Origin of the sequence: Phreatobacter aquaticus, from assembly GCF_005160265.1 — a bacterium.
GTDB classification, from domain to species: domain Bacteria; phylum Pseudomonadota; class Alphaproteobacteria; order Rhizobiales; family Phreatobacteraceae; genus Phreatobacter; species Phreatobacter aquaticus.
In genome coordinates, this window is sequence record NZ_CP039865.1 from 2,733,770 (window position 1) to 2,755,653 (window position 21,884).

At 66.5% G+C, this 21,884-nt stretch carries 21 protein-coding genes; 10 read left to right on the forward strand and 11 right to left on the reverse strand.

Features of this window, described 5'->3' with window-relative positions:
* Positions 1 to 202: 202 nt before the first annotated feature.
* Positions 203 to 490, forward strand: coding sequence for a hypothetical protein (locus tag E8L99_RS12795; RefSeq protein WP_137099903.1), 288 nt, complete (start codon positions 203 to 205; stop codon positions 488 to 490).
* A 37-nt stretch (positions 491 to 527) separates the two neighbouring features.
* On the opposite strand, the gene E8L99_RS12800 is transcribed toward E8L99_RS12795, so the two are convergent.
* Positions 528 to 947: a MucR family transcriptional regulator gene (locus E8L99_RS12800; RefSeq protein WP_210421761.1), complete on the reverse strand. Its 420-nt coding sequence runs from the start codon at positions 945 to 947 to the stop codon at positions 528 to 530.
* Between the two features lie 462 nt (positions 948 to 1,409).
* On the opposite strand from E8L99_RS12800, the gene E8L99_RS12805 reads away from it, so the two are divergent.
* Both E8L99_RS12805 and E8L99_RS12810 read left to right on the forward strand, forming a co-directional pair.
* Positions 1,410 to 3,536, forward strand: a complete 2,127-nt coding sequence (locus E8L99_RS12805) for a S9 family peptidase (RefSeq protein WP_137099904.1) — start codon at positions 1,410 to 1,412, stop codon at positions 3,534 to 3,536.
* A gap of 95 nt (positions 3,537 to 3,631) precedes the next feature.
* Entirely contained in the window at positions 3,632 to 4,912 is a 1,281-nt protein-coding gene (locus E8L99_RS12810) for a flavin-dependent oxidoreductase (protein ID WP_137099905.1), read from the forward strand.
* Between the two features lie 10 nt (positions 4,913 to 4,922).
* Here the strand turns inward: E8L99_RS12810 and E8L99_RS12815 are convergent, their stop codons facing one another.
* Complete coding sequence (locus E8L99_RS12815) at positions 4,923 to 5,828, reverse strand: MerR family transcriptional regulator (RefSeq protein ID WP_137099906.1); 906 nt, start codon at positions 5,826 to 5,828, stop codon at positions 4,923 to 4,925.
* A gap of 280 nt (positions 5,829 to 6,108) precedes the next feature.
* On the opposite strand from E8L99_RS12815, the gene E8L99_RS12820 reads away from it, so the two are divergent.
* The 4 genes from E8L99_RS12820 (at position 6,109) to E8L99_RS12835 (ending at position 10,924) form a co-directional block, all read left to right on the forward strand.
* On the forward strand, positions 6,109 to 7,590 hold the full coding sequence (locus E8L99_RS12820) for a methyl-accepting chemotaxis protein (protein ID WP_137099907.1): 1,482 nt from the start codon (positions 6,109 to 6,111) through the stop codon (positions 7,588 to 7,590).
* Entirely contained in the window at positions 7,587 to 7,847 is a 261-nt protein-coding gene (locus E8L99_RS12825) for a hypothetical protein (protein WP_137099908.1), read from the forward strand. The genes E8L99_RS12820 and E8L99_RS12825 overlap by 4 nt, the downstream gene beginning before the upstream one ends.
* Positions 7,848 to 7,936: 89 nt before the next feature.
* Positions 7,937 to 9,583, forward strand: a complete 1,647-nt coding sequence (locus E8L99_RS12830) for a sulfatase-like hydrolase/transferase (protein ID WP_137099909.1) — start codon at positions 7,937 to 7,939, stop codon at positions 9,581 to 9,583.
* A gap of 93 nt (positions 9,584 to 9,676) precedes the next feature.
* Entirely contained in the window at positions 9,677 to 10,924 is a 1,248-nt protein-coding gene (locus E8L99_RS12835) for a pyridoxal-phosphate-dependent aminotransferase family protein (protein WP_137099910.1), read from the forward strand.
* 26 nt (positions 10,925 to 10,950) lie between these two features.
* Here the strand turns inward: E8L99_RS12835 and E8L99_RS12840 are convergent, their stop codons facing one another.
* The 3 genes from E8L99_RS12840 to E8L99_RS12850 all read right to left on the reverse strand — a co-directional run bounded on the left by E8L99_RS12840 (position 10,951) and on the right by E8L99_RS12850 (position 13,880).
* A complete protein-coding gene (locus tag E8L99_RS12840) occupies positions 10,951 to 11,841 on the reverse strand; it encodes a DMT family transporter (protein ID WP_168201663.1) in 891 nt (296 codons plus the stop codon).
* Between the two features lie 193 nt (positions 11,842 to 12,034).
* Positions 12,035 to 13,006, reverse strand: a complete 972-nt coding sequence (locus tag E8L99_RS12845; protein WP_137099912.1) for a Bug family tripartite tricarboxylate transporter substrate binding protein — start codon at positions 13,004 to 13,006, stop codon at positions 12,035 to 12,037.
* An 85-nt stretch (positions 13,007 to 13,091) separates the two neighbouring features.
* Positions 13,092 to 13,880, reverse strand: a complete 789-nt coding sequence (locus E8L99_RS12850) for an IclR family transcriptional regulator (protein WP_137099913.1) — start codon at positions 13,878 to 13,880, stop codon at positions 13,092 to 13,094.
* Between the two features lie 83 nt (positions 13,881 to 13,963).
* Here E8L99_RS12850 and E8L99_RS12855 point away from each other — a divergent pair, with 83 nt between their 5' ends.
* Positions 13,964 to 14,578 carry a nuclear transport factor 2 family protein gene (locus tag E8L99_RS12855; protein WP_137099914.1) on the forward strand — a complete coding sequence of 205 codons (615 nt, stop codon included), beginning with the start codon at positions 13,964 to 13,966 and terminating at the stop codon, positions 14,576 to 14,578.
* 5 nt (positions 14,579 to 14,583) lie between these two features.
* On the opposite strand, the gene E8L99_RS12860 is transcribed toward E8L99_RS12855, so the two are convergent.
* A complete protein-coding gene (locus E8L99_RS12860; RefSeq protein ID WP_137099915.1) occupies positions 14,584 to 15,732 on the reverse strand; it encodes an MFS transporter in 1,149 nt (382 codons plus the stop codon).
* Positions 15,733 to 15,908: 176 nt separating this feature from the next.
* On the opposite strand from E8L99_RS12860, the gene E8L99_RS12865 reads away from it, so the two are divergent.
* The gene (locus E8L99_RS12865) at positions 15,909 to 16,622 is read left to right on the forward strand and encodes a DUF1194 domain-containing protein (protein ID WP_252511101.1); all 714 of its coding nucleotides are present in this window, start codon (positions 15,909 to 15,911) and stop codon (positions 16,620 to 16,622) included.
* A gap of 15 nt (positions 16,623 to 16,637) precedes the next feature.
* On the opposite strand, the gene E8L99_RS12870 is transcribed toward E8L99_RS12865, so the two are convergent.
* Together E8L99_RS12870 and E8L99_RS12875 are read right to left on the reverse strand one after the other, a co-directional pair.
* Positions 16,638 to 16,952 carry a hypothetical protein gene (locus tag E8L99_RS12870; RefSeq protein ID WP_137099916.1) on the reverse strand — a complete coding sequence of 105 codons (315 nt, stop codon included), beginning with the start codon at positions 16,950 to 16,952 and terminating at the stop codon, positions 16,638 to 16,640.
* A 159-nt stretch (positions 16,953 to 17,111) separates the two neighbouring features.
* A complete protein-coding gene (locus E8L99_RS12875) occupies positions 17,112 to 17,711 on the reverse strand; it encodes a superoxide dismutase (RefSeq protein ID WP_137099917.1) in 600 nt (199 codons plus the stop codon).
* A gap of 225 nt (positions 17,712 to 17,936) precedes the next feature.
* Between E8L99_RS12875 and E8L99_RS12880 the strand changes: the two genes are divergently transcribed.
* Positions 17,937 to 19,640, forward strand: a complete 1,704-nt coding sequence (locus E8L99_RS12880; protein ID WP_137099918.1) for a hypothetical protein — start codon at positions 17,937 to 17,939, stop codon at positions 19,638 to 19,640.
* A 70-nt stretch (positions 19,641 to 19,710) separates the two neighbouring features.
* Here the strand turns inward: E8L99_RS12880 and E8L99_RS12885 are convergent, their stop codons facing one another.
* The 3 genes from E8L99_RS12885 to E8L99_RS12895 all read right to left on the reverse strand — a co-directional run bounded on the left by E8L99_RS12885 (position 19,711) and on the right by E8L99_RS12895 (position 21,592).
* Positions 19,711 to 20,574 carry a branched-chain amino acid aminotransferase gene (locus E8L99_RS12885; RefSeq protein WP_137099919.1) on the reverse strand — a complete coding sequence of 288 codons (864 nt, stop codon included), beginning with the start codon at positions 20,572 to 20,574 and terminating at the stop codon, positions 19,711 to 19,713.
* 124 nt (positions 20,575 to 20,698) lie between these two features.
* Positions 20,699 to 21,136, reverse strand: coding sequence for a SufE family protein (locus tag E8L99_RS12890; protein WP_137102102.1), 438 nt, complete (start codon positions 21,134 to 21,136; stop codon positions 20,699 to 20,701).
* Between the two features lie 45 nt (positions 21,137 to 21,181).
* On the reverse strand, positions 21,182 to 21,592 hold the full coding sequence (locus E8L99_RS12895) for a hypothetical protein (RefSeq protein ID WP_137099920.1): 411 nt from the start codon (positions 21,590 to 21,592) through the stop codon (positions 21,182 to 21,184).
* Between the last annotated feature and the right edge of the window lie 292 nt (positions 21,593 to 21,884).

The window sequence follows — 21,884 nt, forward strand, 5'->3', positions numbered from 1 at the left end:
TTCGCGCCGGGGCCGGTATCAACGGGGATAAGTTTTTTTTCACATTCACAGGCAAAGAATCCACGTCAGCCGGAAGTTCCTTGCGGCAAAAGGAGTTAGCCCGACACCACAACTGCAATCTTGCAAAATACACGTGAAAGTTGTCTCCGGACGCGCTGGCACAGGCACAATCAGGCATTCGCCACAGATCACGGAGCGCCCGATGGCCAATGCCGATCCCAACCGCCCCAGGAGCGGGCTGAGTGCCATCCGCGTCTGGCGGGCGGCGGATCTCGAGGACCGCAGCCGTCTCGAGGAGAGCGCGCGGCTGGCGCAAAGGGCCTTCACCGAAAGAGATGGTGGTGCGCCGAGGGCGGCCCTCACCCGCGCCATCCGGTCCGAGCGGATCAATGCCGCGACCCGCCGTGGGACCTATGACGTTGCCCGCCACATCGCGCTGGTCAGGGCGCTGCGCGGCCTCGCCAAAAGGGAAGGGGCGCCGCGCAGGTGATGCACGCCGCCCCTGAAATGTCAGCCTTGCGAAGGGCTTACCGGCCCTTGCGGCGGCGCTGCTGGCCGAGGCCCATCTGCTTGGCAAGCTGCGAGCGGGCGGCCGCGTAGTTCGGCGCCACCATCGGATAGTCGGACGGCAGGCCCCACTTCTCGCGGTAATCCTCGGGCGAGAGGTTGTACTGCGTGCGCAGGTGCCGCTTCAGCGACTTGAACTTCTTGCCGTCCTCGAGGCAGACGATGTAGTCCGGCGTGATCGACTTCTTGATCGGAACGACCGGCTTCAGCGGCTCTGCGGCAACCTCGACCTTGCCCACCGAGACGTTCTGCAGGGCCAGATGCACGCTGTTGATCAGCCCCGGCAGATCGGTTGCCGAAACGGCATTGTTGCTGACGTAAGCGGACACGATGTCTGCGGCGAGTTCAATATAGTTGCTGCCGGTCAAGCTGTCGGCCATGGGTGCAAAATTCCTCTGAAAACCCCGGCCGTGAAGACCCGGGACACTGAATGGCGGCTAGGCCGGCCACGTTTGGCGACGAACCTCATCATCTTACGCAAAGGTATTCTGATTCGGGAGCGTGCCGCTGAACGTCACTTACTTCCGATGAACATGAGTTTCAAGCGCTTCTTCGTGTCTGAAAGTAAAAATCGCGATTGGATGTCAGTGGAAAGCAAGGCAGCGCGCCGTCTGGTCGCATCATATGTCGCAAAGCGCGCGGCAATAGCCTGACTGCAACCACAATAGCCAAAAGTCTTGGTACTGTTGATCATACATGAACTGTAGTTTGGCGGTATGCCGTGACATTCTGGCTTTCATAAGGCAGGAGAAAACGTGCAAGCGCCTGTGCCAGCACCGCCCGGCGCGCCATTGCGGCCTGGGGTGGGATAGAGTGACCGGATCGAATCGAGGTCCAGATCCATGTCCGACAAGCCGAACACCGCCTCCGCCCTGGACCCGAATGTGGCCCCGCTGCCGGAGGCGTCCCGGAACAGGAGAGAGACCTCCGTCCACAATGTGACGCTTGTCGACGACTATGCCTGGCTGCGCGCCGAGAACTGGCAGGAGGCGCTGCGCGACCCGACACATCTCCCCGTTGACATCCGCGCCTATCTCGAAGCCGAGAACGCCTATGCCGACCAGGTGCTGGCGCCGGCCAAGCCGCTGATGGCCGAGATGTTCCAGGAGATGAAGGGGCGCATCAAGGAGGATGACTCCTCCGTGCCGACCCCTGACGGTGCCTTCGCCTATTACGAGCGTTACCGCGAGGGCGGCCAGCACCCTCTCGTCTGCCGCAAGCCCCGCGATACCGAGGCGCCTGAGCAGATCATGCTCGACGGCGATGCGCTGGCCGAGGGCAAGCCGTTCTTCGACCTCGGCGGTGCCGTCCATTCCCCCGACCATCGCCTGCTCGCCTGGAGCTTTGACGACAAGGGTTCGGAATTCTTCTCCATCCGCATCCGCGATCTCTCAACAGGTAAGGATCTGCCCGACGTGATCGAGGCGACCGGCGGCGGCGCGGTCTGGTCGTCGGATTCATCCGCGGTGCTCTATATCCGCCTCGACGACAACCACCGTCCCTTGAAGATCTACCGCCATGTGCTGGGAACGCCGGCAGAGGCCGACACGCTGATCTTCGAGGAGCCGGACACCACCATCTTCGTCGGCATCGGTGAGACGACGGCGGGCGGCCTTGCCTTCATCTCGGGCGCGCAATCGGATTCCACCGAAATCCGCAGCCTCGACCTCACCGACCCCTCAGCCACGCCGCGGCTCATCCTGCCGCGCAATGGCGAGGTGAAAGTCGATCCCGACTATCATCCGACATTTGGCGGGAAGCCGACCCTGTTCCTGCGCACCAATGACGAGGCCGAGGACTATCGCATCGTCACAGCCCCGCTCGACAACCCCGACCGCGCGGCCTGGACCGACCTCGTGCCCCACCGGCCCGGCGTGCTGATCATTGCCATGCATGTGCTCAAGCGCTGGCTGATCCGGCTGGAGCGCGAGAATGCCCTGCCGCGCATCGTCATTCGCGAGCTTTCGACAGGGGCCGAGCACGCCATCGCCTTCGACGAGGAGGCCTATTCGCTGGGCGTCCAGCCCGGCTACGAGTTCGACACCGACACGCTGCGCTTCGTCTATTCCTCGATGACGACGCCGAACGAGACCTGGGACTACGATATGGCGAGCCGCACGCGCACGCTCCGAAAGCGCCAGGAGGTGCCGTCCGGCCACAACGCAGCCGATTACGTGACCCGCCGCCTGCTGGCGCCCGCAGCCGACGGCGAGCTGGTGCCGGTCTCGCTGGTCTATCGGAAGGACACGCCGCTCGACGGCTCGGCGCCGCTCCTCCTCTACGGCTATGGCTCCTACGGCGCCTCCATGCCGGCCTCGTTTTCGACGGCGAGGCTGTCGCTGACCGATCGCGGCTTCATCTACGCCATCGCCCATATCCGCGGCGGCATGGAGAAGGGCTATCGCTGGTACCGGACGGGCAAGCGCGAGTTCAAGGCGAACACATTCGCAGACTTCATCGCTTCCGCCGAACACCTGATATCAAAGGGCTATACCAAGGCTGGCCGCATCGCCGCCCATGGCGGCTCGGCCGGCGGCATGCTGATGGGCGCGATTGCCAATATGCGGCCGGAGCTTTGGGGCGGCATCGTGGCCGAAGTGCCCTTCGTCGACGTGGTCAACACCATGCTGGACGAGACCCTGCCGCTCACCCCGCCGGAATGGCTGGAATGGGGCAATCCGATCGCCGACCCCGAGGCTTTCCGCCGGATGCTGAGCTATTCGCCCTATGACAATGTGCGGGCGCAGAGCTATCCGCCGATCCTGGCGGTGGCCGGCGTGTCAGACCCGCGCGTCACCTATTGGGAGCCGGCCAAATGGGTGGCGAAGCTGAGGGCCACGAAGACCGACGGCAACCCGCTTCTGCTGGTGACCAACATGGATGCCGGGCATGGGGGAGCTGCCGGGCGGTTTGATAGGTTGCACGAGGTGGCCAGGAGTTACGCGTTCGCGGTGAAGGTGGTGGGGTAGGGGATCATCCCCCATCCCTCCGCCTTGCCCCGCACCCCCGCTTCCCGCTAGGTGACACCCCCTTCTCCCTCCACCCGTCACCTGGCCTTGCTCCCATGTCCCAGCCTCTCGTGATCATTGCCGGCGGCGGCATCGGCGGGCTTGCGACCGCGCTGACGCTCCACCAGATCGGCGTGGATTGCCTTGTGGTGGAATCGTCCGCCGAGATGCGGCCGCTCGGCGTCGGCATCAACCTGCAGCCCAATGCCGTCCGCGAGCTCGGCGATCTCGGCATCACCGAACCCATGCTCGATGAGGTCGGCGTGCCTGCGCGGGAATGGGCGCTGGTCGGGCTCAATGGCCGCGACATCTATTCCGAGCCGCGTGGCCGGCTCGCCGGCTATCACTGGCCGCAATATGCGGTCCATCGCGGCCGGTTCCACATGCTCCTGTTCGCCGAAGTGGTGAAGCGGCTGGGGCCGGGCGCGGTCCGCCTCGGCGCGCGCGTCACCTCCTATCGCCGCGAGAGCGATGGCACGGTCACCGCCCTCATCGAACAGGCCGGCACCGTCACCGAGCAACGCGCCAGCCTGCTGATCGGCGCCGACGGCATCCATTCCGCCGTGCGCGCGCAGATGCACCCCGAGCAGCCGCCGATCCACTGGGGCGGGGCGCTGATGTGGCGCGGCACGACGCTGGCGAAACCCATCCGCTCCGGCGCCTCCTTCGTCGGGCTCGGCACCCACCGCCACCGCGTCGTCTTCTATCCGATCTCCCATCCCGATCCGGCCACGGGCCTCGCCGAGATCAACTGGATCGCCGAGGTGACCGTCGATGCGGCCGAGGGCTGGACCCAGCGCGGCTGGTTCCGCGAGGTCGGCCTGGACGACGTGCTGCCCCATTTCACCGGCTGGACCTGGGATTGGCTCGACGTGCCCGCCATGATCCAGGGCGCGTCGGGCGCCTATGAAAACCCGATGATCGACCGCGATCCCGTGCCGACCTGGGTCGATGGCCCGGTGGCGCTCTTGGGCGATGCGGCGCACGCCATGTATCCGACCGGCTCCAATGGCGCGAGCCAGGCGGTGATCGATGCCCGGGTGCTCGGCGCGCACATGCTGCGCCACGGCGTCACGCCGGCGGCGCTGGCCGATTATGATTCAGCGCTCTGCGGCCCGGTCTCGCAGCTCATCCTGCGCAATCGCGGCGCCGGCCCCTTCGGCCTGCTCAATCTGGTGGACGAGCGCTGCGGCGGCACCTTCGACGATATCGACGCCGTGGTGCCGGCCGCCGAGCGCACCGCCTTCATGGCGGGCTACAAGGCCGCCGCCGGCTTTGCCATCGACCAGCTGAACGCCGCCCCGCCCACCATTGCGGCCGGTGCGCGCGTCAGCTGAGGCCGTCGCCTCACTCGGTGAACTGGATCTTCAGGCGGCGGTTGAACTCGGCAAAGTCATGCACCAGCGTCACTGTGGGCGGCAGGGCGATGCCGCCCAGCGCCGCCGGGCTCGCACCCAGCCAGACCGGGATTGAGTCGGGAAGGGCGGCCATGAGTTCGCCCAGCCGTTCGGCAAACTGATCGCGCGCGCTGCCGAAGACGAAGCTCAGCACCAGAAGGCGGGCCCCGGCCGACACCGTGCTGGCGGCCAGATCGTCGGCTGGCATGTTGGCGCCGAAATAGATCACCTTGTGACCGGCCGCCGCCGCGAGATAGGCGCCGGCCAGCAGGCCGAGCTCATGCAGCTCCTCGGTGAGGGTCGCAAAGGCGATCGGTTCGCGCCGTCCGGCAGGGGCAAGCCCGGCAATGGCACCGGTGATCGCCTCGCGGGCGCGCGCAGACAGCCGATGTTCCATGCCAACGCCGATCACGCCCTCCGACCAGCGCCGGCCGATATGGCGCATGCTGCGGGAATAGAGGTCGACGGCAGCATTGGCGGGCAGTGAGAGGAAGGCAAAGCGGAGATATTGCCCGAAGGCCTCGGGGTCGCGCTCGTCGACCGCCCGTTCCAGCTGCAACACCAGCGGGTTCTCGAGCTGCTGCTGGTCCGGCCGCACCGGCGACGCTCGCAAGGCACGCAGCTCGTCGAGCGAAAGCCCCGCCAGTTCGGGCAGGCGGAAGCCGGCATCCGCCAGCTCCTTCACCACCATCAGCCGCTCGACATCGTCCTGGGAATAGAGTCGGTGGCCTCCCGCGGAACGTGCGGGTGCAACCAAACCATAGCGTGTCTCCCAGCTGCGCAGGGTGGAGGCATGCACGCCGGTTGCCTTGGAAAGGCCTGACATGTTGATTGTGCCACGAGAGGTGCTAGTCATCCTGCGTCCCCTATGTGCCCATCAGATATGCAATGCTATCAAGCACTCTATGCATAAAGCGTGAATTGGATAGAGGGTGCGCGATAGAAATCTACGCAAAAGCTGCGCAACAGGACAAATTGAGACAAATTTTCCGAAGGGCTTACGCGATTACCGAACGTCAACAGGACGTAACGGAATGTATCAGCGTCATTTTACACATTCTTTAGGTGGGCAATTCAGTTTTTGGGCACCGAGTTGTGTGCACCGCACATATAGGTTGTACCGAAGAGCCCTGACCATGCCGCTGTTCTCCATGACCAACGATACCAAGGCCAAGCTCGATGCGATCGAGCGTTCGCAGGCCGTGATCGAATTCAAGCTCGACGGCACGATCGTCACAGCCAACGAGAATTTCCTCAACGCGCTCGGCTACCGGCTGGAAGAGATCAAGGGCAAGCATCACTCGATGTTCGTCGACCAGAAGGACCGCGACAGCGCGGACTATCGCCAGTTCTGGGACAATCTGCGCGCCGGCAAGTTCCAGATGGCCGAGTACAAGCGCATCGCCAAGGGTGGCAAGGAGATCTGGATCCAGGCCTCCTACAATCCGATGCTCGACCGCCGCGGCCGGGTCTTCGGTGTCGTCAAGTTCGCGACCGACACGACCGCGCAGAAGCTCCACAACGCCGACATCCAGGGTCAGCTTGCCGCCATCCACAAGGCGCAGGCGGTCATCGAATTCGATCTGACCGGCAAGATCATCACCGCCAACGAGAATTTCCTGTCGACGCTGGGCTATCGCCTGGAGGAGATCGCCGGCCAGCACCATTCGATGTTCGTGTCGCCGGCCGACAAGCAGAGCCCGGCCTACCGGGAGTTCTGGGCGGCGCTCGCCCGCGGTGATTTCCAGGCGGCCCAGTACAAGCGCATCGGCAAGGGCGGCAAGGAAGTCTGGATCCAGGCATCCTACAATCCGATCTTCGACATGAACGGCAAGCCGTTCAAGGTGGTGAAATTCGCCACCGACATCACCGCCCAGGTCGAGGAGCAGGCCCGTCGCGCTGGAATCCAGCGCGAGATCGACCAGGATCTCGGCGGCATTGCCGAATCCGTGTCGAGCGCCACCCATGAGGCGACCGAAGCGGCCGCTGCCTCCACCCAGACCTCCGGCAACGTCCAGGCTGTCGCCGCCGGTGCCGAGGAATTGGCAGCCTCCGTCGGCGAGATCAGCCGCCAGGTGGCCCATGCCCGTGAGATCTCGTCGGGCGCGGTCGAGCAGGCGACCCGCACCAGCGAGATCGTCTCCGGCCTGTCGTCGGCCGCGGCCCGCATCGGTGATGTGGTGCAGCTGATCAACAACATCGCCGCGCAGACCAATCTCCTGGCGCTGAACGCGACGATCGAGGCCGCCCGCGCCGGCGAAGCCGGCAAGGGCTTCGCAGTGGTGGCCTCCGAGGTGAAGAGCCTCGCCACCCAGACCTCGAAGGCCACTGAGGAGATCGGCGCCCAGATCGCCTCGGTGCAGACCTCCACCCAGAACGCTGTCGGCGCCATTGGCGACATCTCCGCGACGATCTCGACGATCTCGGAGATCTCCACGGCCATCGCCACGGCGGTTGAGGAACAGTCGGCGGTGACCGCCGAAATGTCGTCCAACATGCGCGTTGCCGCCGAGGGTGTCGGCGCCATCTCCAACAGCATGAACCTGATCGCCCGCTCGACCGCCGATATCGACCGCGCCACCAATCAGGTGCGCGAAGCCTCCCGCAAGCTTGCGTGAGCTTGGGCGACGTTCTGCCTTTCGCTGGTGTCGGCTCTATCTCCGGCACCAGCGATCACCAGGTGCTCGCCGATTTCACCCGCATCTTCGACGGCTTGCGCGTGGCGACCAAGCATCTTGACGCGACCCAGTTGAGCGAGCTCGATCGCGCCGACATTCTCGTCGCCCTGGCACGGGCAAGCCTGGCGGTTCTGGACGCGAACAGGCTGTTCGTCGCCCAGATGGGAAGGCCGCCCTGCGGCGACGGCGCACCCTGACATCTCTGGCGCCGGGCCTGTCGGGCCACTAGGGTGCGACCGAAGATTGGCCTGCCCTGACAGGCTCTCCCGGCAGTGCCCTTGACCCCATGGCCTATTCCGTCGCGCTCGTCCTCTTCGCCGGCATTGCCTGGTTCGAGCGCGACCGCTGGCACCTGGCCTTCAGTGCCGCCGGCATCATGCTGGCAGCGGCCTTTCTCTCGCTGGTCACCGACGACCTCCAGCGCGCCATGCTGCTCGCGGTGATTGCCGCATCGGTCATCGGCCTCGTCTCGCACGCCAAATTCACCCATAGCGGCTTCAAGCTGACGGCGGCCGATGTGCCGCTCCTGTTCGCCGGCACCGTGCCCTTCATCATCCAGCAATATCCGGTGATGGCGGCAACGCTGCTGACGGCGACCGCCGCCGCGCTGGTCGCCATCGGGCTGACGATCGCCCATGTTGGCGGGGATCCGGCCTCGCTGTCGGCACGGCTTGGCGTTCTGGTCCTGGCGCTCGGCTGCAGCGTGCTGGCCTTCCGCCTCGGCGGCGGGCGGGCCGCGTTCCGGCGGACTGTCGCCACCGGCAACTGCTTCGTCTCCAGCTTCCTCGCCTCCCTGGTCGAATTGCGCCTCACGCCCGGCGCGCGCGGCCTGAGCATGATCGATGTCGCGGCAAGCCCGCTGCCGCTCGCGCCCGCCCGGCCGCCGCTCGGCGATATCCGGCCGGATATTCTGATGATCCAGCATGAATCGGTTTTCGACCCGAGACTCTATGGACTGCCGGTCGATCAGCAGGTGGCGGATTTTCTGGCGCCCTCCGGCAGCCTGCATGGCGGGCTGAATGTCGACATTTTCGGCGGCGGGTCCTGGCAGTCGGAATTCTCGGTGATGACCGGGCTCTCCAGCGCCAGTTTCGGCGCCGATGCCTATTTCCTGTTCCGCAAGGGGCAAGGGCGCTTCCGCCACACCTTGCCGTTGACACTGGACGCGCTCGGCTACCGCACGGCGCTGCTGTCGAGCTGCCGGCGCGGCTTTCTCGACTACGAGGCCTTCTATCGCTCCATCGGAATGGCGGAGCGCATCTTCAGCGACGACCTGGCTCCGCCCTTCGATCTCGCCCGTTTCGAGGTGACCAATGCCGACGGTCCGTTCCTCGATGCGGTCGCCGATGTGATGGCGCGGGGGATCGCGGAGGATGCCGCGCCGCGCTTTCTCTATGCCCTGACCAATTTCAACCATGGCCCGCACACGCGCAGCCTCGCCCTGTCCGATGTCGCGCGCGATGCCCGTGCCTTCGCGCTGCGGGCGCTGCCCGACCCGCAATATGGCGAATATTACGCCCGCCTCGCCGAGACCGCCGCCGCCTGGGCCAAGGCCCGGAGCGAGCTTCTGGCGCGCTTGGGCGACCGTCCGATGCTGGTCGTCCATTACGGCGATCACCAGCCGGTGCTGACGCGCCGGATCGAGAAGGGGCTCGGCCTTGCCGCCGATCCCCGGCGCACATTCCGCACCTTCTACGCCATCGAGCGGCTGAACATGGCGCCAGTCGCACCGGTTGCCCAGGGAGGCGAACTCGACATCGCCTTTCTCGGCACCAGGGCGCTGATCGAGGCGGGGCTGCCGCTCGATCCGGTCTTCGCCACCCGCGCCGGTCTCATGGCGGAATGCGGAAGCGGCTATTTCGCCGCGCAGTCCGAGCGCAAGCGGCGTTTCCACCGAACTCTGGTCGAGACCGGCGCCATCACGCTCGGTTGACGCGATCGCATCGAGGCTCAGCGTTTGGCCCCACGTGCAATCGCGGCCGCTTTCGCTTAGAAGCGCTCCAGTTCATCTCGACCGGAGCCTTCCATGACAGTCGCCAATGGCCGCGCGCTTCTCGCCATCCCCGGCCCGACCAATATTCCGGACCGCGTGCTGCAGGCGATGATCCGTCCCGCCGAGGAAATCTATTCCGGCGCCATGGTGGGCCTCACCGACAGCCTGCTGTCGGACCTGCAGAAAGTATTCCGCACCCGCGCCCGCACCTACATCTACGCCGCCAACGGCCATGGCGGCTGGGAGGCCGCGATCTCCAACGTGCTGTCGCGCGGCGACAAGATCCTGGTTCTGGCCTCTGGCCGCTTCGCCATCGGTTGGGGCGACATGGCCCGCTTCATGGGCGCCGATGTCGAGATCCTTGAGGGCTCGTGGCGCGCGTCCGTCGATCCGGCGGCTGTCGAGGAGCGCCTGCGCCGCGACACAAAGCATGAGATCAAGGCCGTGATCATGGTCCAGATCGACACGGCATCCGGCGTGCTGAACGACGTGCAGGCTGTGCGCAAGGCGATCGATGCGGCGGGCCACCCCGCGCTCTACATGGTCGACGGCGTCGCCTCGCTTGCCTGCATGCCCTACGAGATGGACGCCTGGGGCGTCGACGTCACCATGTCGGCCGCACAGAAGGGCCTGATGACCCCGCCCGGCCTCGCCTTCGTCGCCGCCAACGACAAGGCGCACAAGGCGCACCAGACCGCCAACATGAAGACGCTCTACTGGGACTGGACGGCGCGCCAGGGTGAGCAGCATTACATGAAATATTGCGGCACCCCGCCCGAGCACCTCCTGTTCGCGCTCCGCGCCGCCCTCGACATGATCCTGGAGGAGGGGCTGGAGGCTGTCTGGAAGCGCCACCAGCTGCTGGCCGAGGCAACCCATGCCGCCGTGTCGAAATGGTCCGAGGGCCAGGTCCTGTCGATGAACGTGCTCGAAGGCGCCCAGCGCGCGCCCTCGGTCACCCCGGTTCTGGTTCAGGGCGTCAGCCCCGAGATCATCGCGGACTATGCCCAAAAGATCTGCGGCGTGACGCTGGGATCGGGCATCGGCGAGCTCTCCGGCAAGGCCTTCCGCATCGCCCATATGGGCCATGTCAACGCGCCCATGGTGATCGGCACGCTTTCGGCCATCGAGATGGCGCTGGCCGCCAACAATATTCCCCATGGCGCGGGCGGCGTGGCGGCTGCGATCGCCCATCTCGCCCACAAGACCTCGGTCCATGGCGGTGAGCATGCCGAAACGCCGCGGCTCGGCGTCGGTGCGCCGGAAATCGCGCCGGTCTGAACTCTCAGCGCCGGATCTTCCGGCGCTCAGCGCCGGAACAACCGGCGCAGCAATCCGCCCTGGGCGAGCAATCCGCCCAGGATGATGCAGGCCGCGCCAGCCAGCGAGCCGAGCGAGGGCGCGACCGAGAACATCACGGCGTCCAGCAGCATCGCCCAGATCAGGCCGGAAAACTGCCAGGGCGCGATCTTTGATGTCTCGCTCAGCCGAAGCGCGGTTGAGATGCTGAACAGGGCGACGGTCTGCACGACCGTGAACAGAACCCCCATGGCGAAGCCCTCAAGGCTCAGCGGGGTCCAGAACCAGACCATGGGCACGGCGAGGATCACCACGCCGACCACCGCCACCTGCATGGCGGTATCGACGCTGGAGGCGACCTCGCGCAGCCGCCTGACCACGATCTGGTAGATCGCATAGAAGGCAGCGGCCCCCACCGAGGCGAAGATGCCGAGCAGCGACGGGTTCTCCGTCGGCTTGACGATCAGCAGCATGCCGGCAAAGCCGATCAGGGCACCGAGCCACCGGCCCGCCGAGATGCGCTCGCCCAGCATCAGGCCGCCAAGGGCCGTCAGGATCAGCGGCGCAGTGAAGCCGAGCGCCGACGCGGCCGTCACCGGCATCAGGCTGTAGGCATAGACGGCCATGGCATTGGACAGGACAAGCGCTGCCGCCGCGCCGCGCTGCTCCCACACGCGGGTCGGCCGCCAGATACGCTCCCAGGTGACGCCGCTTTTGGCCCAGCCCAGCGCCAGGAAGGTCACTCCCAGCACCAGCACGCAGCGGAGGAACGTCACCTGCAGCGCGGTCATGCCGTAGCGATTGGCAAGCGTCTTGGAGAGCGCGTAGCCGAACAGGTAGAGCAGGCTCGACAGCAGGACGAGCGCGATGGCGAGCACCGCCGTGGTGCCGGAAGACAAGCTCCGCGCCTCCGTCCGTGCCTCGGCTGGTTCTGTCGCCATGGAGCTTGCGGCCGCCTCTCGCTGCGGCCATTCCAGGGCCGTCCGGGCGGCGACGTGCCGGCCGGACAGCCTCTCTACATCAGCAGGCCCGGTCCTGCCGACTGGGTGCGAGGGCAGGGCAGTCCTGACGCCTTTGCTGATACCGAGTGGCTCAGTTGCCGGTTTCGGTCAGGCCGGCGCCCTTGATGAGCGCCGTCCAGCGTTCCACATCTCGGCGGATCAGCGCCTGGGTCTGGTCGGCATCGAGCGTCATCACCCGCCCGCCGGTGCGCGCGAACGTGTCACGGATCTCCGGCAGGGCCAGCACGGCGGCGAGTTCGCGGCGCAGACGCGCGACGACATCGGGCGGGGTCGCGGAATTCACGAAGAGACCGAACCAGCTTTCCATGTCGAGGGCGGCAACGCCGGTCTCGGCAACGCTCGGCACGTCCGGATGGAACGGCTGGCGGGCGGCCGATGAGACCGCGAGCGCCCTGACCGTGCCGCCATCGACCTGTGCGCGCGCTGTCGAGGAAATGTCGAAGAACAGGTCGACGCGACCCCCCATCAGGTCCTGATAGGCCGCCTGTGCCCCGCGATAGGGCACATGGACCATCTTCACGCCGGCGAGATGCTCGGTGACGGCGGCGGCGATGTGCTGGCCCGAGCCCCGCCCGGCGGAGGCATAGGTCACCTTGCCGGGATTGGCGCGCGCATAGGCGAAGAGCTCGACGAGCGTCTGCTGGGGAAGGTCCTTGCGCGCGATCAGCGTGTAGGACCAGCTCACCGCCAGGCCGATCGGCGTCAGGTCGCGCAGGGGATTGTAGGGCAGATTCGGATAGAGGCCGGGGTTGAGCGCGATGTTGGAGAGGCCGCCGAGCAGCATCGTATAGCCGTCGGCGGGCGCCTGGATCGCCGCCTGGGTGCCGACGATCGTCCCGGCGCCCTGCCGGTTCTCCACCACCACGCCCTGGCCGAGGCGCGGCGCGAGCTTCTCCGCCAGCACCCGCGCCACCGTGTCGAATCCGCCGCCTGCCGGCTGCGGCACGATGATCTTGATCGCCTGGCTGGGATAATCCTGCGCAGCCGCAGGCGCGACCGCAACCATCAGGGACAGGGAGGCGAGCAAGGCGAGGCGGCGCATGGGGGAGCTTCCTTGGGGTTCCAGCGAGGAGTTTCGTATACGAAACTGTTCTTTTACAGAAACCAACCACGGCCAAGCCGAGGCGTCAATCCTCCCGCGCGGGCGGGACAGCGCGCGCCTCCAGCGCTTTTGACAGTGCCGCGGCCGTGGACGCCATCTGGCGGCGGAACACGGCCTCCTGGCTCTGCGAGAAGCGCGCGGTGGGCACGGCGAGATTGAGCGCGCCGACAATCCGTCCGCCAGCAGTCACGGCCGTCGCGATGCCGGTGATCCCCGGCGTGAATTCCTCGCGCGAATAGGCGAAGCCGTCCCGCCGGGCCGCCGCGATCTCATCGCGCAGCCGGTCCTTCGAGCGGATCGTGTTGGCGGTGATCTCCTCGAAACTGACGCGCTCCAGATAGGCGGCGACTTCGTCCGGCGGCATGTGCGCGAGCCAGAGCTTGCCGGCCGAGACGGCATAGAGCGGCGCCTTTTCGCCGACCTTCATCGTATAGGCCAGCGCCTGGCTTGAGGCCGCCGAAGCGATGGCCTCAATGCCGTCGCCGGCGCGGACATAGAAGCCGGAGGTCTCGTTGACCGCGCGGCTGAGCTGTCCGAGATGCGGCAGCACGATTGCGGCAAGCGGCGGACCGCCGACCCGTTCGGCCAATTGCCCGATCCGCTGGCCGAGCCGGTAGCGCGCGGTTGCCCCGTCCTGGACGAGATAGCCGCGCGACTGCAGCGTGTTCAGCAGATGAAACAGGCTGCTGCGGGGAATGCCGAGCTCCGCCATCAGCCGCGAGAACGACGGCGGTTCGGCGGCATCAGCCACGGCTTCGAGGATGTCGAGCGCGCGGTCGGCCGACTTGACAGGGGCGGGTGCGTCGGATTTCATGATTCAAACCAGTTCACATATGTAAACTATCAGGCTTGAAGTCCTGTCGCAAGCGGCAGGCCGGCCTCCGAGGAGCAGCCCCCATGGACACCGTAACGCTGGACCGTCTCGCCATCCGCGATCTCGTCGAGAACTGGGCCGTCTGGCGCGATGCCGGTGATTGGGACCGCTTCCAGACCTGCTGGCACGATGACGGCTTCATGTGCGCCACCTGGTTCCAGGGGCCGGCGAGCGAATTCATCCGCGTCAGCCGCGAGGGCTCGTCCAAGGGCGTCAGCATCCTGCATTTCCTCGGCGGCACCAGTATCGACCTTGCCGGCACGCGCGCCATCGCCCAGACCAAGATGACCATTTCCCAGCGCGCGCAGGTCCACGACGTCCAGTGCGACGTCGTTTGCACCGGCCGATTCTACGATTTCATCGAGAAGCGCCAGGGCAAATGGGGCGTCGTGCTGCGCCAGCCGATCTACGAGAAGGACCGGATCGATCCGGTCGATCCCTCGGCAACGCTCCAGCTTGACCGCGACGTGCTTATGGCGCTGCCGGAGGGCTATCGCCACCTCGCCTATATCCAGGAGCGCATCGGCTACAAGGTGAAGCGCGACATGCCGGGCCTGAAAGGCGCCGAGGTCGAGCGGCTCTATGCCCGTGGCCGCAACTGGCTGGCCGGCGGGTCGCCGCACGAACCGGCCGCCTGACGGTCTCAGGCGGCAGGCCTGCCGCCGAGCTTCAGGGTCAGCGCCAGATGGGCGATGCCGACAAGGCCCATGGCGAGCGTCGCCACGCCAAGGGCCGGAACGCCGCCATAGCTCATGGCGATGCCGCCGAGCGTCGAGCCGATCGATGAGCCGACATAGATGCAGGCCGCGCTGAGGGCCAGCAGCACCTGCGTGCGGGCGGGATCGAGCATCACCAGGCGTGACTGCTGCGCGATGGCGAAGGCCCAGCCGGCCGCGGCCCAGGCGAACAGAAGAACGCCGCCGACGGCCACGTTCCAGGGGAAAAGCGTCAGGATCGCGACCAGCGGCACGGGGATGATCGTCGCGAAGATCAGCGCGCGCTCGGGCCCGACGCGGTCGGTGAGAAAACCCCCCAGCATGTTGCCGGCGACCGATCCCAGCCCGTAGACCCCGAGCAGGAGCCCGACCAGCTCCGGCCCGCCGCCGGTCTTCACCTCGATGATCGGGGCGAGGAACGTATAGGCGGTCCAGGCCGATCCCATCGCGGTGGCCGTCAGCAGCACCGCCACCGCCAGCCGCGGATCGGTCAGGACGGCGGCGAGGTCGGTGAGGGTTGCGGGTGCGACCTTGATGCCGCGCGGCGTCAGCACGGCAAGCGCTGCTGCCATGGCCAGGCCCGCGACCGTCACACCCCAGAACAGGATCGTCCAGCCGAACAGGTAGGAGAGATAGCTGCCGGCGGGGATGCCGACGACCTGCGACACGGTCAGCCCGCCATAGACCATGGAGAGCGCCTTGCCGCGCCGCTCGGGCGCAACACTGGCAATCGCCACCGCCGCTGCCGCCGGCGCGAACAGGCCAGCGCCCAGCGCCATCACCACCCGGCCGCCATAGAGCGCGAGCGGGCTGGTCGCGAGCGCTGCCAGCGCGGCCCCGATCGCAAAGGCCGCCATGCCGCTGACCAGAACCGGCCGCCGGTCGAACTGGCCGGTCGTGGATGTCAGCAGGGGCGAGCCCAGCGCGTAGGCGATCGCATAAGCGGACATCACCCATCCAGCGCCGACCGGCGAGAGGCCGAGGTCGCGCGACAAGGGCGTCATGACGCCGACGACGCCCAGGGCGCCGATGCCGGTGACGAAAGTGGCAAAGGACAGGAGGATGAGAAGGGGCATACGGCTCAAGGTGAGGGAAACCTGGGGCCAACCCTACAGCTCGATGAGCTCGGCCGCGACCACCCGCGCGATCATGGCTCTCCGTGCGACAATGACGGTTGCGCGATTGGTCCGATGGACAGGCGGTTTGGCCGCTGTTTTGCTGGGACAGTTGGAGCCCTGATCGGGAGACGCCTATGCCGAAGCGCCTTGCATCGTCCATGTCGCGCCGCCTCGCCCTCGCGGCTGGTGTCCTGGTGCCGAGCCTTGTCCGGGCGCAGGCCAAAATCCCGGTGGATGTCGTGCTGGCGCTGGCTGCCGACGGCTCGGGCTCGATCGACAATGACGAATTGCGGCTCCAGCGCGAAGGCTACGGCGAGGCGTTGAGCGCGCCGGAGGTCCTGTCCGTCATCGCCAAGGGCACCCATGGCGCCATCGCGGTCATCTATACCGAATGGGGCGGCCCGACCTCGCAGCACGTCATCGTCGACTGGACGCTGATCCGGGACGAGGCCAGCGCAAAGGCCTTTGCCATTGAACTCGTCACCCGCCCGCGCGCGGCCCGCGGCTACAATTCCATCTCGGCGGCCATCGACTTCTGCGTGACCCATATCGAGAGCGGTCCCTATCGCGGGCTGAAGCGCGTCATCGATGTCTCGGGCGACGGCCCCAATATTGGCGGCCGCGCGGTGGAGGCGGCGCGCGACGATGCGGTGGCCAAGGGCATCACGGTCAACGCGCTGGCGATCATCCGGCCCGGCGGCAGCGTGCCGGCGCGCATCGGACAGCCGCTGCCGGACTATTACCGCGAGGCAGTGATCGGCGGCCCCGGCGCCTTTGTCGAGGTGGCGGACCAGAACCGGTCCTTTGCCGAGGCGGTGAGGCGGAAGATCGTCACCGAGATCGCGTGAGATAGGCTCCCTCTCTCACTCGCAGAGGCATTCATATTGCCGCTCGCTGCGCGCCTGGCCTGTGCCGGGGCCCCAGGCCGTCACGCAGACATTCGACCAGCTGGGCCGCAGGTTGAAGCCCGGACGCATACCTTCGTTCGCGCTGTTCGCCGCGCAGACGTTGAACATCTGCCCGTTCGGGAGATAGACGCCCGACTGAACCGGCCGGCGCCCTGCGCCCTGGCAGACCTGTTCGCAGGCCCGGCCGTTGCCTGGCATCCAATTGCTGGCGTCGGCGGACGGCATGGAAAGGGTACCCAGAAGGAGGGCGAGAGCGAAGGCGCGGGTCATGGGAGGTTTCCGTCAAGGGGAAGAGAGGACATGTCGTAACGCAAGGGCAGGTTTCCGCCAATGCGGGCGACACCGTAATCCCCGTACAAATCGCGGTACCCAGAAAAAACCCCGGCGCGATGGCCGGGGTTTTCGTCAATCTCGTGATGTCGAAACCGCTCAGGCGCTGGCGGCCTGGAACATCTCGTCGACATATTCCCAGTTCACCAGGTGCTCGACGAAAGCCTTGAGATAGTCGGGGCGCCGGTTGCGGTAGTCGATGTAGTAGGAATGCTCCCACACGTCGCAGCCGAGGATCGGCTTGCCGCCATGGACCAGCGGGCTCTCGCCATTCGGGGTCTTGGTGACGACGATCTTGCCGCCCTGGACGGTCAGCCAGGTCCAGCCCGAGCCGAACTGGGTGACGCCGCCCTGGATGAAGTCTTCCTTGGCCTTCTCGACCGAGCCGAACGAGTCGATCAGCGCCTTTTCCAGGCCGCCGGGGATCTTGCCGCCGCCATTCGGCTTCATCCACTTCCAGAAATGGATGTGGTTGTAGTGCTGGCCGGCATTGTTGAAGATGCCGGCGTGCTTGCCGAACGAGCCCTTGACGATGTCCTCGAGGCTCTTGCCCTCGAACTCGGTGCCCTTGATCAGGTTGTTGCCGTTGGTGACATAGGCCTGATGGTGCTTGTCGTGGTGATATTCCAGCGTTTCCTTGGACATGTAGGGCTGGAGCGCGTCATAGGCGTAGGGCAGGGCGTCGAGAGTGAACGACATGGACTGTCTCCTGGAAGGCCGTCGCCTCGGGGTTGCGGCACCGGCGTCGGAACAAAGCTACGGGTTCTAGATAAGCCCGGCGCCATGCCGGGGCAATTGCCCATGCGGGGCAAGGTAACAAAGTTGCCAGAATCTTATGGCTTCCATTTGATACTGATGGGGCATCCGCCGGGTATCGGCGTGAAGCAATGCGGCAGACTGCCGCTGCGTTGAGGGGATAGGTTGATGGCTGTTATACTCCAGGTCGTGGCCGCCATTGTGACGGTCCTTGGAACCCTGACGCTCTATTTTGGCACCGACCCGAGCCTCCTGACGCTCGGCAACACCGTCATGCTCATCGGCGCGACCTTCATGGCCGCAGGTCTTGTGACCTTCGCGGTGGCGGTGGCGGTTGGCAGGCTTGGCGCCGTGGTGCGCGCCCTGAGGGACGTGACCGCAGCGCTCAATGCGGCCCGTTTGTCGGACGGTCCGGTCCAGACAATGCCAGTTCTGCCGACCGTCAGTGTTGCGGATGCGCCGTCAGACATCATGCCGCCGCCGTCGACAGCCGTGGTCGAGCCCGTGCTTGTCGCCCCGCCAGTCCAGACCGGCTCGTCAGGGTTGCCCGGCGCTGCGCTGACAGGTGTTGTCGGTGGCGCACTTGCCGGAGCAGCCGTTGTCGGCGCGTCGCAGGGCTGGTCGGCGATCCATCATCCCGCGCCTGCGGTGGAGGCTCCGTCAGCCGAGGGGCCCGCCCTCGGGACGCCCGCGCCCCAGTTGGCTGCTGCTGAAATGCGCACGGAGCCGTCCCTTCACCCCGCCTTCCCCGATTTCGGCGCCACGAAGGATCCCGTGGCGGTCGAGACGATCACCGCGAAGGACTGGAGCGGCGACGAGGAAACCCTCAGCCACGCCGTGGTCGAGGCGCCGATCGATGCCGGTGAGATGAAGGCTGACACGGTCGGGCCGGAGGCAGCCGCGATTGCCGGCCCGCTCGATCTCGAGCAGGAACTGGCGGCAGCCCTCGGCATGCCGAGCCTCTCCCTGCCCCCCGCGCCTGCGCCGCAGCCGGCCGCCGAGCCCAGCCCGGTTGCGGAACCGGAAGCCGCGCCTGAAGCCACGCCGGAGCCTGTCGTGGAGGCTGAGCCGATCGTTCTGCCGAAGCTGGACCTGAGCCCTTCGGAGAGCGAGCCGACTGCCGCAGCGTCGCAACCCGCTGATGACATTGACCGCACCGAGGCGGTTCACCGCGGTCTTGAGGAATTGCTGAAGGCGCCGGTCAAGCCGCCGCAGCGCGAGTCCGGGACCGACGCGCTGGACGACGAGTTCATGGCCCGGCTGCGCGATACCGCCTTCCGCTCGCCGGCTGCGCCTTCCGTCGCTCCGGTCGCAGATCCCGTGATCGCCACGCCGCCGGAGCCCGTTGCCGAGGCAGCCGTTTCGCCGCCGCTTGCCCATGACCCGATGGAGCTCGATCTCGAGGCGGCCCTGCGTGCCGCCCTCGCCGAGCCGCTGCCAACCGTGACCGGGCGTCCGCGCGAGGACAGGACCGAGGAGCGCACCGCTTCGGAGCGCGCCGAGACCGAGCGGCTGGCCGAGAAGGTGATCTCCGAGGACATGACGGACGAGCCTTTTGCCGACGAGCCCGCCAAGGGCTGGTCGCAGCCGACGCCAGAGCCCGCCGAGGATGCGGCCATGGTCAAGCTGGCGCGTGATTTCCCCGAGCTCGGCGATCTCCTGGCGCCGACCCGGACGCGCACGGCCGATGAGGTCCTGGCAGAGCCGGCCGCCCCCGAGCCGCCGCCGATCGCGGCACCCTTGCTGCGCGAAGGCGTGATAGCCAACATTCCGTTCCGGCTCTATGGCGACGGCACGATCGAGGCGGACCTGCCGGCGGGCGCCACGCGCTTTGCCTCGCTGAAGGACTTCCGCGCCCATGTCGGCGGCTGACGGCGCCCGCCGCGCTCAATGAAAAAGGGCGGCCTGCAGGCCGCCCTTGTCGTTTCAAGCCGAAGTCCGCTCAGAGCTTCTGGGTCGCGGCATATTCGAAATAGAGCTCGCGCGCCTTGCGGCTGACCGGTCCCGGCTGCAGCGAGCGTTCGTCGATCCGCGTCACTGGAATGACCTTGGAGTAATTGCCCGAGGAGAAGATCTCATCGGCGGTCTCGAAGTCGGAATAGCGCAGGCTGGTCTCCATCACGGTGTGGCCAGCGGCGCGCAAGAGCTGGATGGTGCGCTGCCGGGTGATCCCGTTCAGGAACGTGCCGTTGGGAATCGGCGTCATCACCACGCCGTCCTTGACCATGAAGATGTTCGAGCTGGAGGTTTCCGCGACATTGCCGAGCATGTCGAGCACCAGGCAATTGTCGAAGCCGCGCGATTTGGCCTCGCGCAGCGCCCGGCCGTTGTTCGGATAGAGGCAGCCGGCCTTGGCGTCGGTCGGCGCGTTCTCGATGGTCGGACGGCGGAATTTCGACAGCGTCACCGACATGCCGGTCGGCGCCCCCATCGGGGCCTCGAACAGGCAGAGGCAGAAGCGGGTCGATTCCGGATCGGGCAGGATGGCGCTCGGCCCGTCATGCTCGGCCCAATACATCGGCTTGACGTAGACGGGCGTCTTGCCGTCGAACTTCTTCGCGCCCTCGCGGGCAAGCCCCACCACGGTATCGACATCGGTGATCGGCTTTAGGCCGAGCGCCACGGCCGAGCGGTTCAGCCGCTGGGCATGCTGGTCCATGTCGGGCATCAACCCGTCGAAGATCCGCGCGCCGTCGAAGACCGACGAGGACTGCCAGAAGGCATGGCTGCGCGGTCCGGTGAGCGGCGGGTTGCCCTCCAGCCATTCGCCATCGACAAAGGTCCAGGTCTTCGACCAGCCGGCCATGTTTGTTCTCCCAAAGCGCAGGTGCGGCGACACTAGCGTGTCGCCTCAAGCCCCCGCCATGAAATGTGGTGATCCCAAATCTGCGGGAATGCGATGGGTCGCTGCGCTGCGGCAGGCCCTGCAATCAGCCGGCAAGAGCGCCCTGCGCGTCGCGGCGGATGCGGTCGATCATCGAGCGCACGCCGTTGGAGCGCTGCGGCGTCAGGTGCTGTTCGAAGCCGAGGCTCTTGAACAGCTCGAACGCGTCGGTGTCGACGATGAAGCGGGCGGTATGGCCGGAATAGATGGCCAGCGTCACCGCCACCAGGCCCTTGACGATATGGGCGTCGCTCTCGCCCTCGAAAGTCAGCACGGCATCGGGGCCGGGCTGGCTGACATGGGTCACCAGCCAGACATTGCTGGCGCAGCCCCGGACCCGGTTGGTCTCGTTGCGCTGCTCGGGCGTCAGGGTCGGCAGGTTCTTGCCCAGCTCGATCACGTAGCGATAGCGCTCTTCCCAATCGTCGATCAGGGCGAAGGCTTCGGTGATGTCGTCGATGGTCGGCAGCGTGGCAGCGGTCATGACAGCCATATAGCGATCATGACCGCGAAGACAAAGTGCGGCCGATCAGGCCGGTCGGCGCGGCGGCAAGGGAGCGGTGCGCGGAGCCGAGCCTGTCGCAGGCATGATGCCGCCGAAAGGCACCTGCAGGTCAGCGGGTGTCAGCGTGTCATGGGCCCGGGCGGCGGGTGCCGCGGGCGGTGCCGCTGCGGGCTGAGGCGCGTGGCTCAGCTGGCGCTGCACGGCGGCGCTGGCCTCCGTCGCCATGGCCGCGCCTGTGGCGCAGGTCTGGGCATTGTCGCGGCAATACTGGATGACACGGCTCGCCGCCTCCGCCGCGATGCTGCTGGCATCGGTTGGAGCACTATGGGCAGCCGCAGTCTGTGGACGCTGCGACGCATGCGGCAGAGGTCCTGCCGGCGGCAGGAGAAAGAACACCAGGCCCAGCCAGAAGGCGGCCTTGAGCAGAAAGAACATGACGCCAGTTCCTCAATCCTTGAAGTCCCTGTCACGGGCGGTCTTTAGGCTCAAAGGCCACCGCTCCGTGCCGGGGATCATGGCCGCCACCGATGAACAGGGCCTTGGCAGACAAGGTGAATCCATTCTGGCGAATGCCGTGAATTTCCTTAAGGTTTACAAGGCCTGACGAGGCTTTTGCCCTGGCGCTTCCCCCGGCGCTGCCGACCGCCGACCGTTCAGGCAGGTCGCCTGGCTGTGCGGCAAACCAAAGTTGAATACAAGATGAACGGGGCGATCATCTACATTTCAT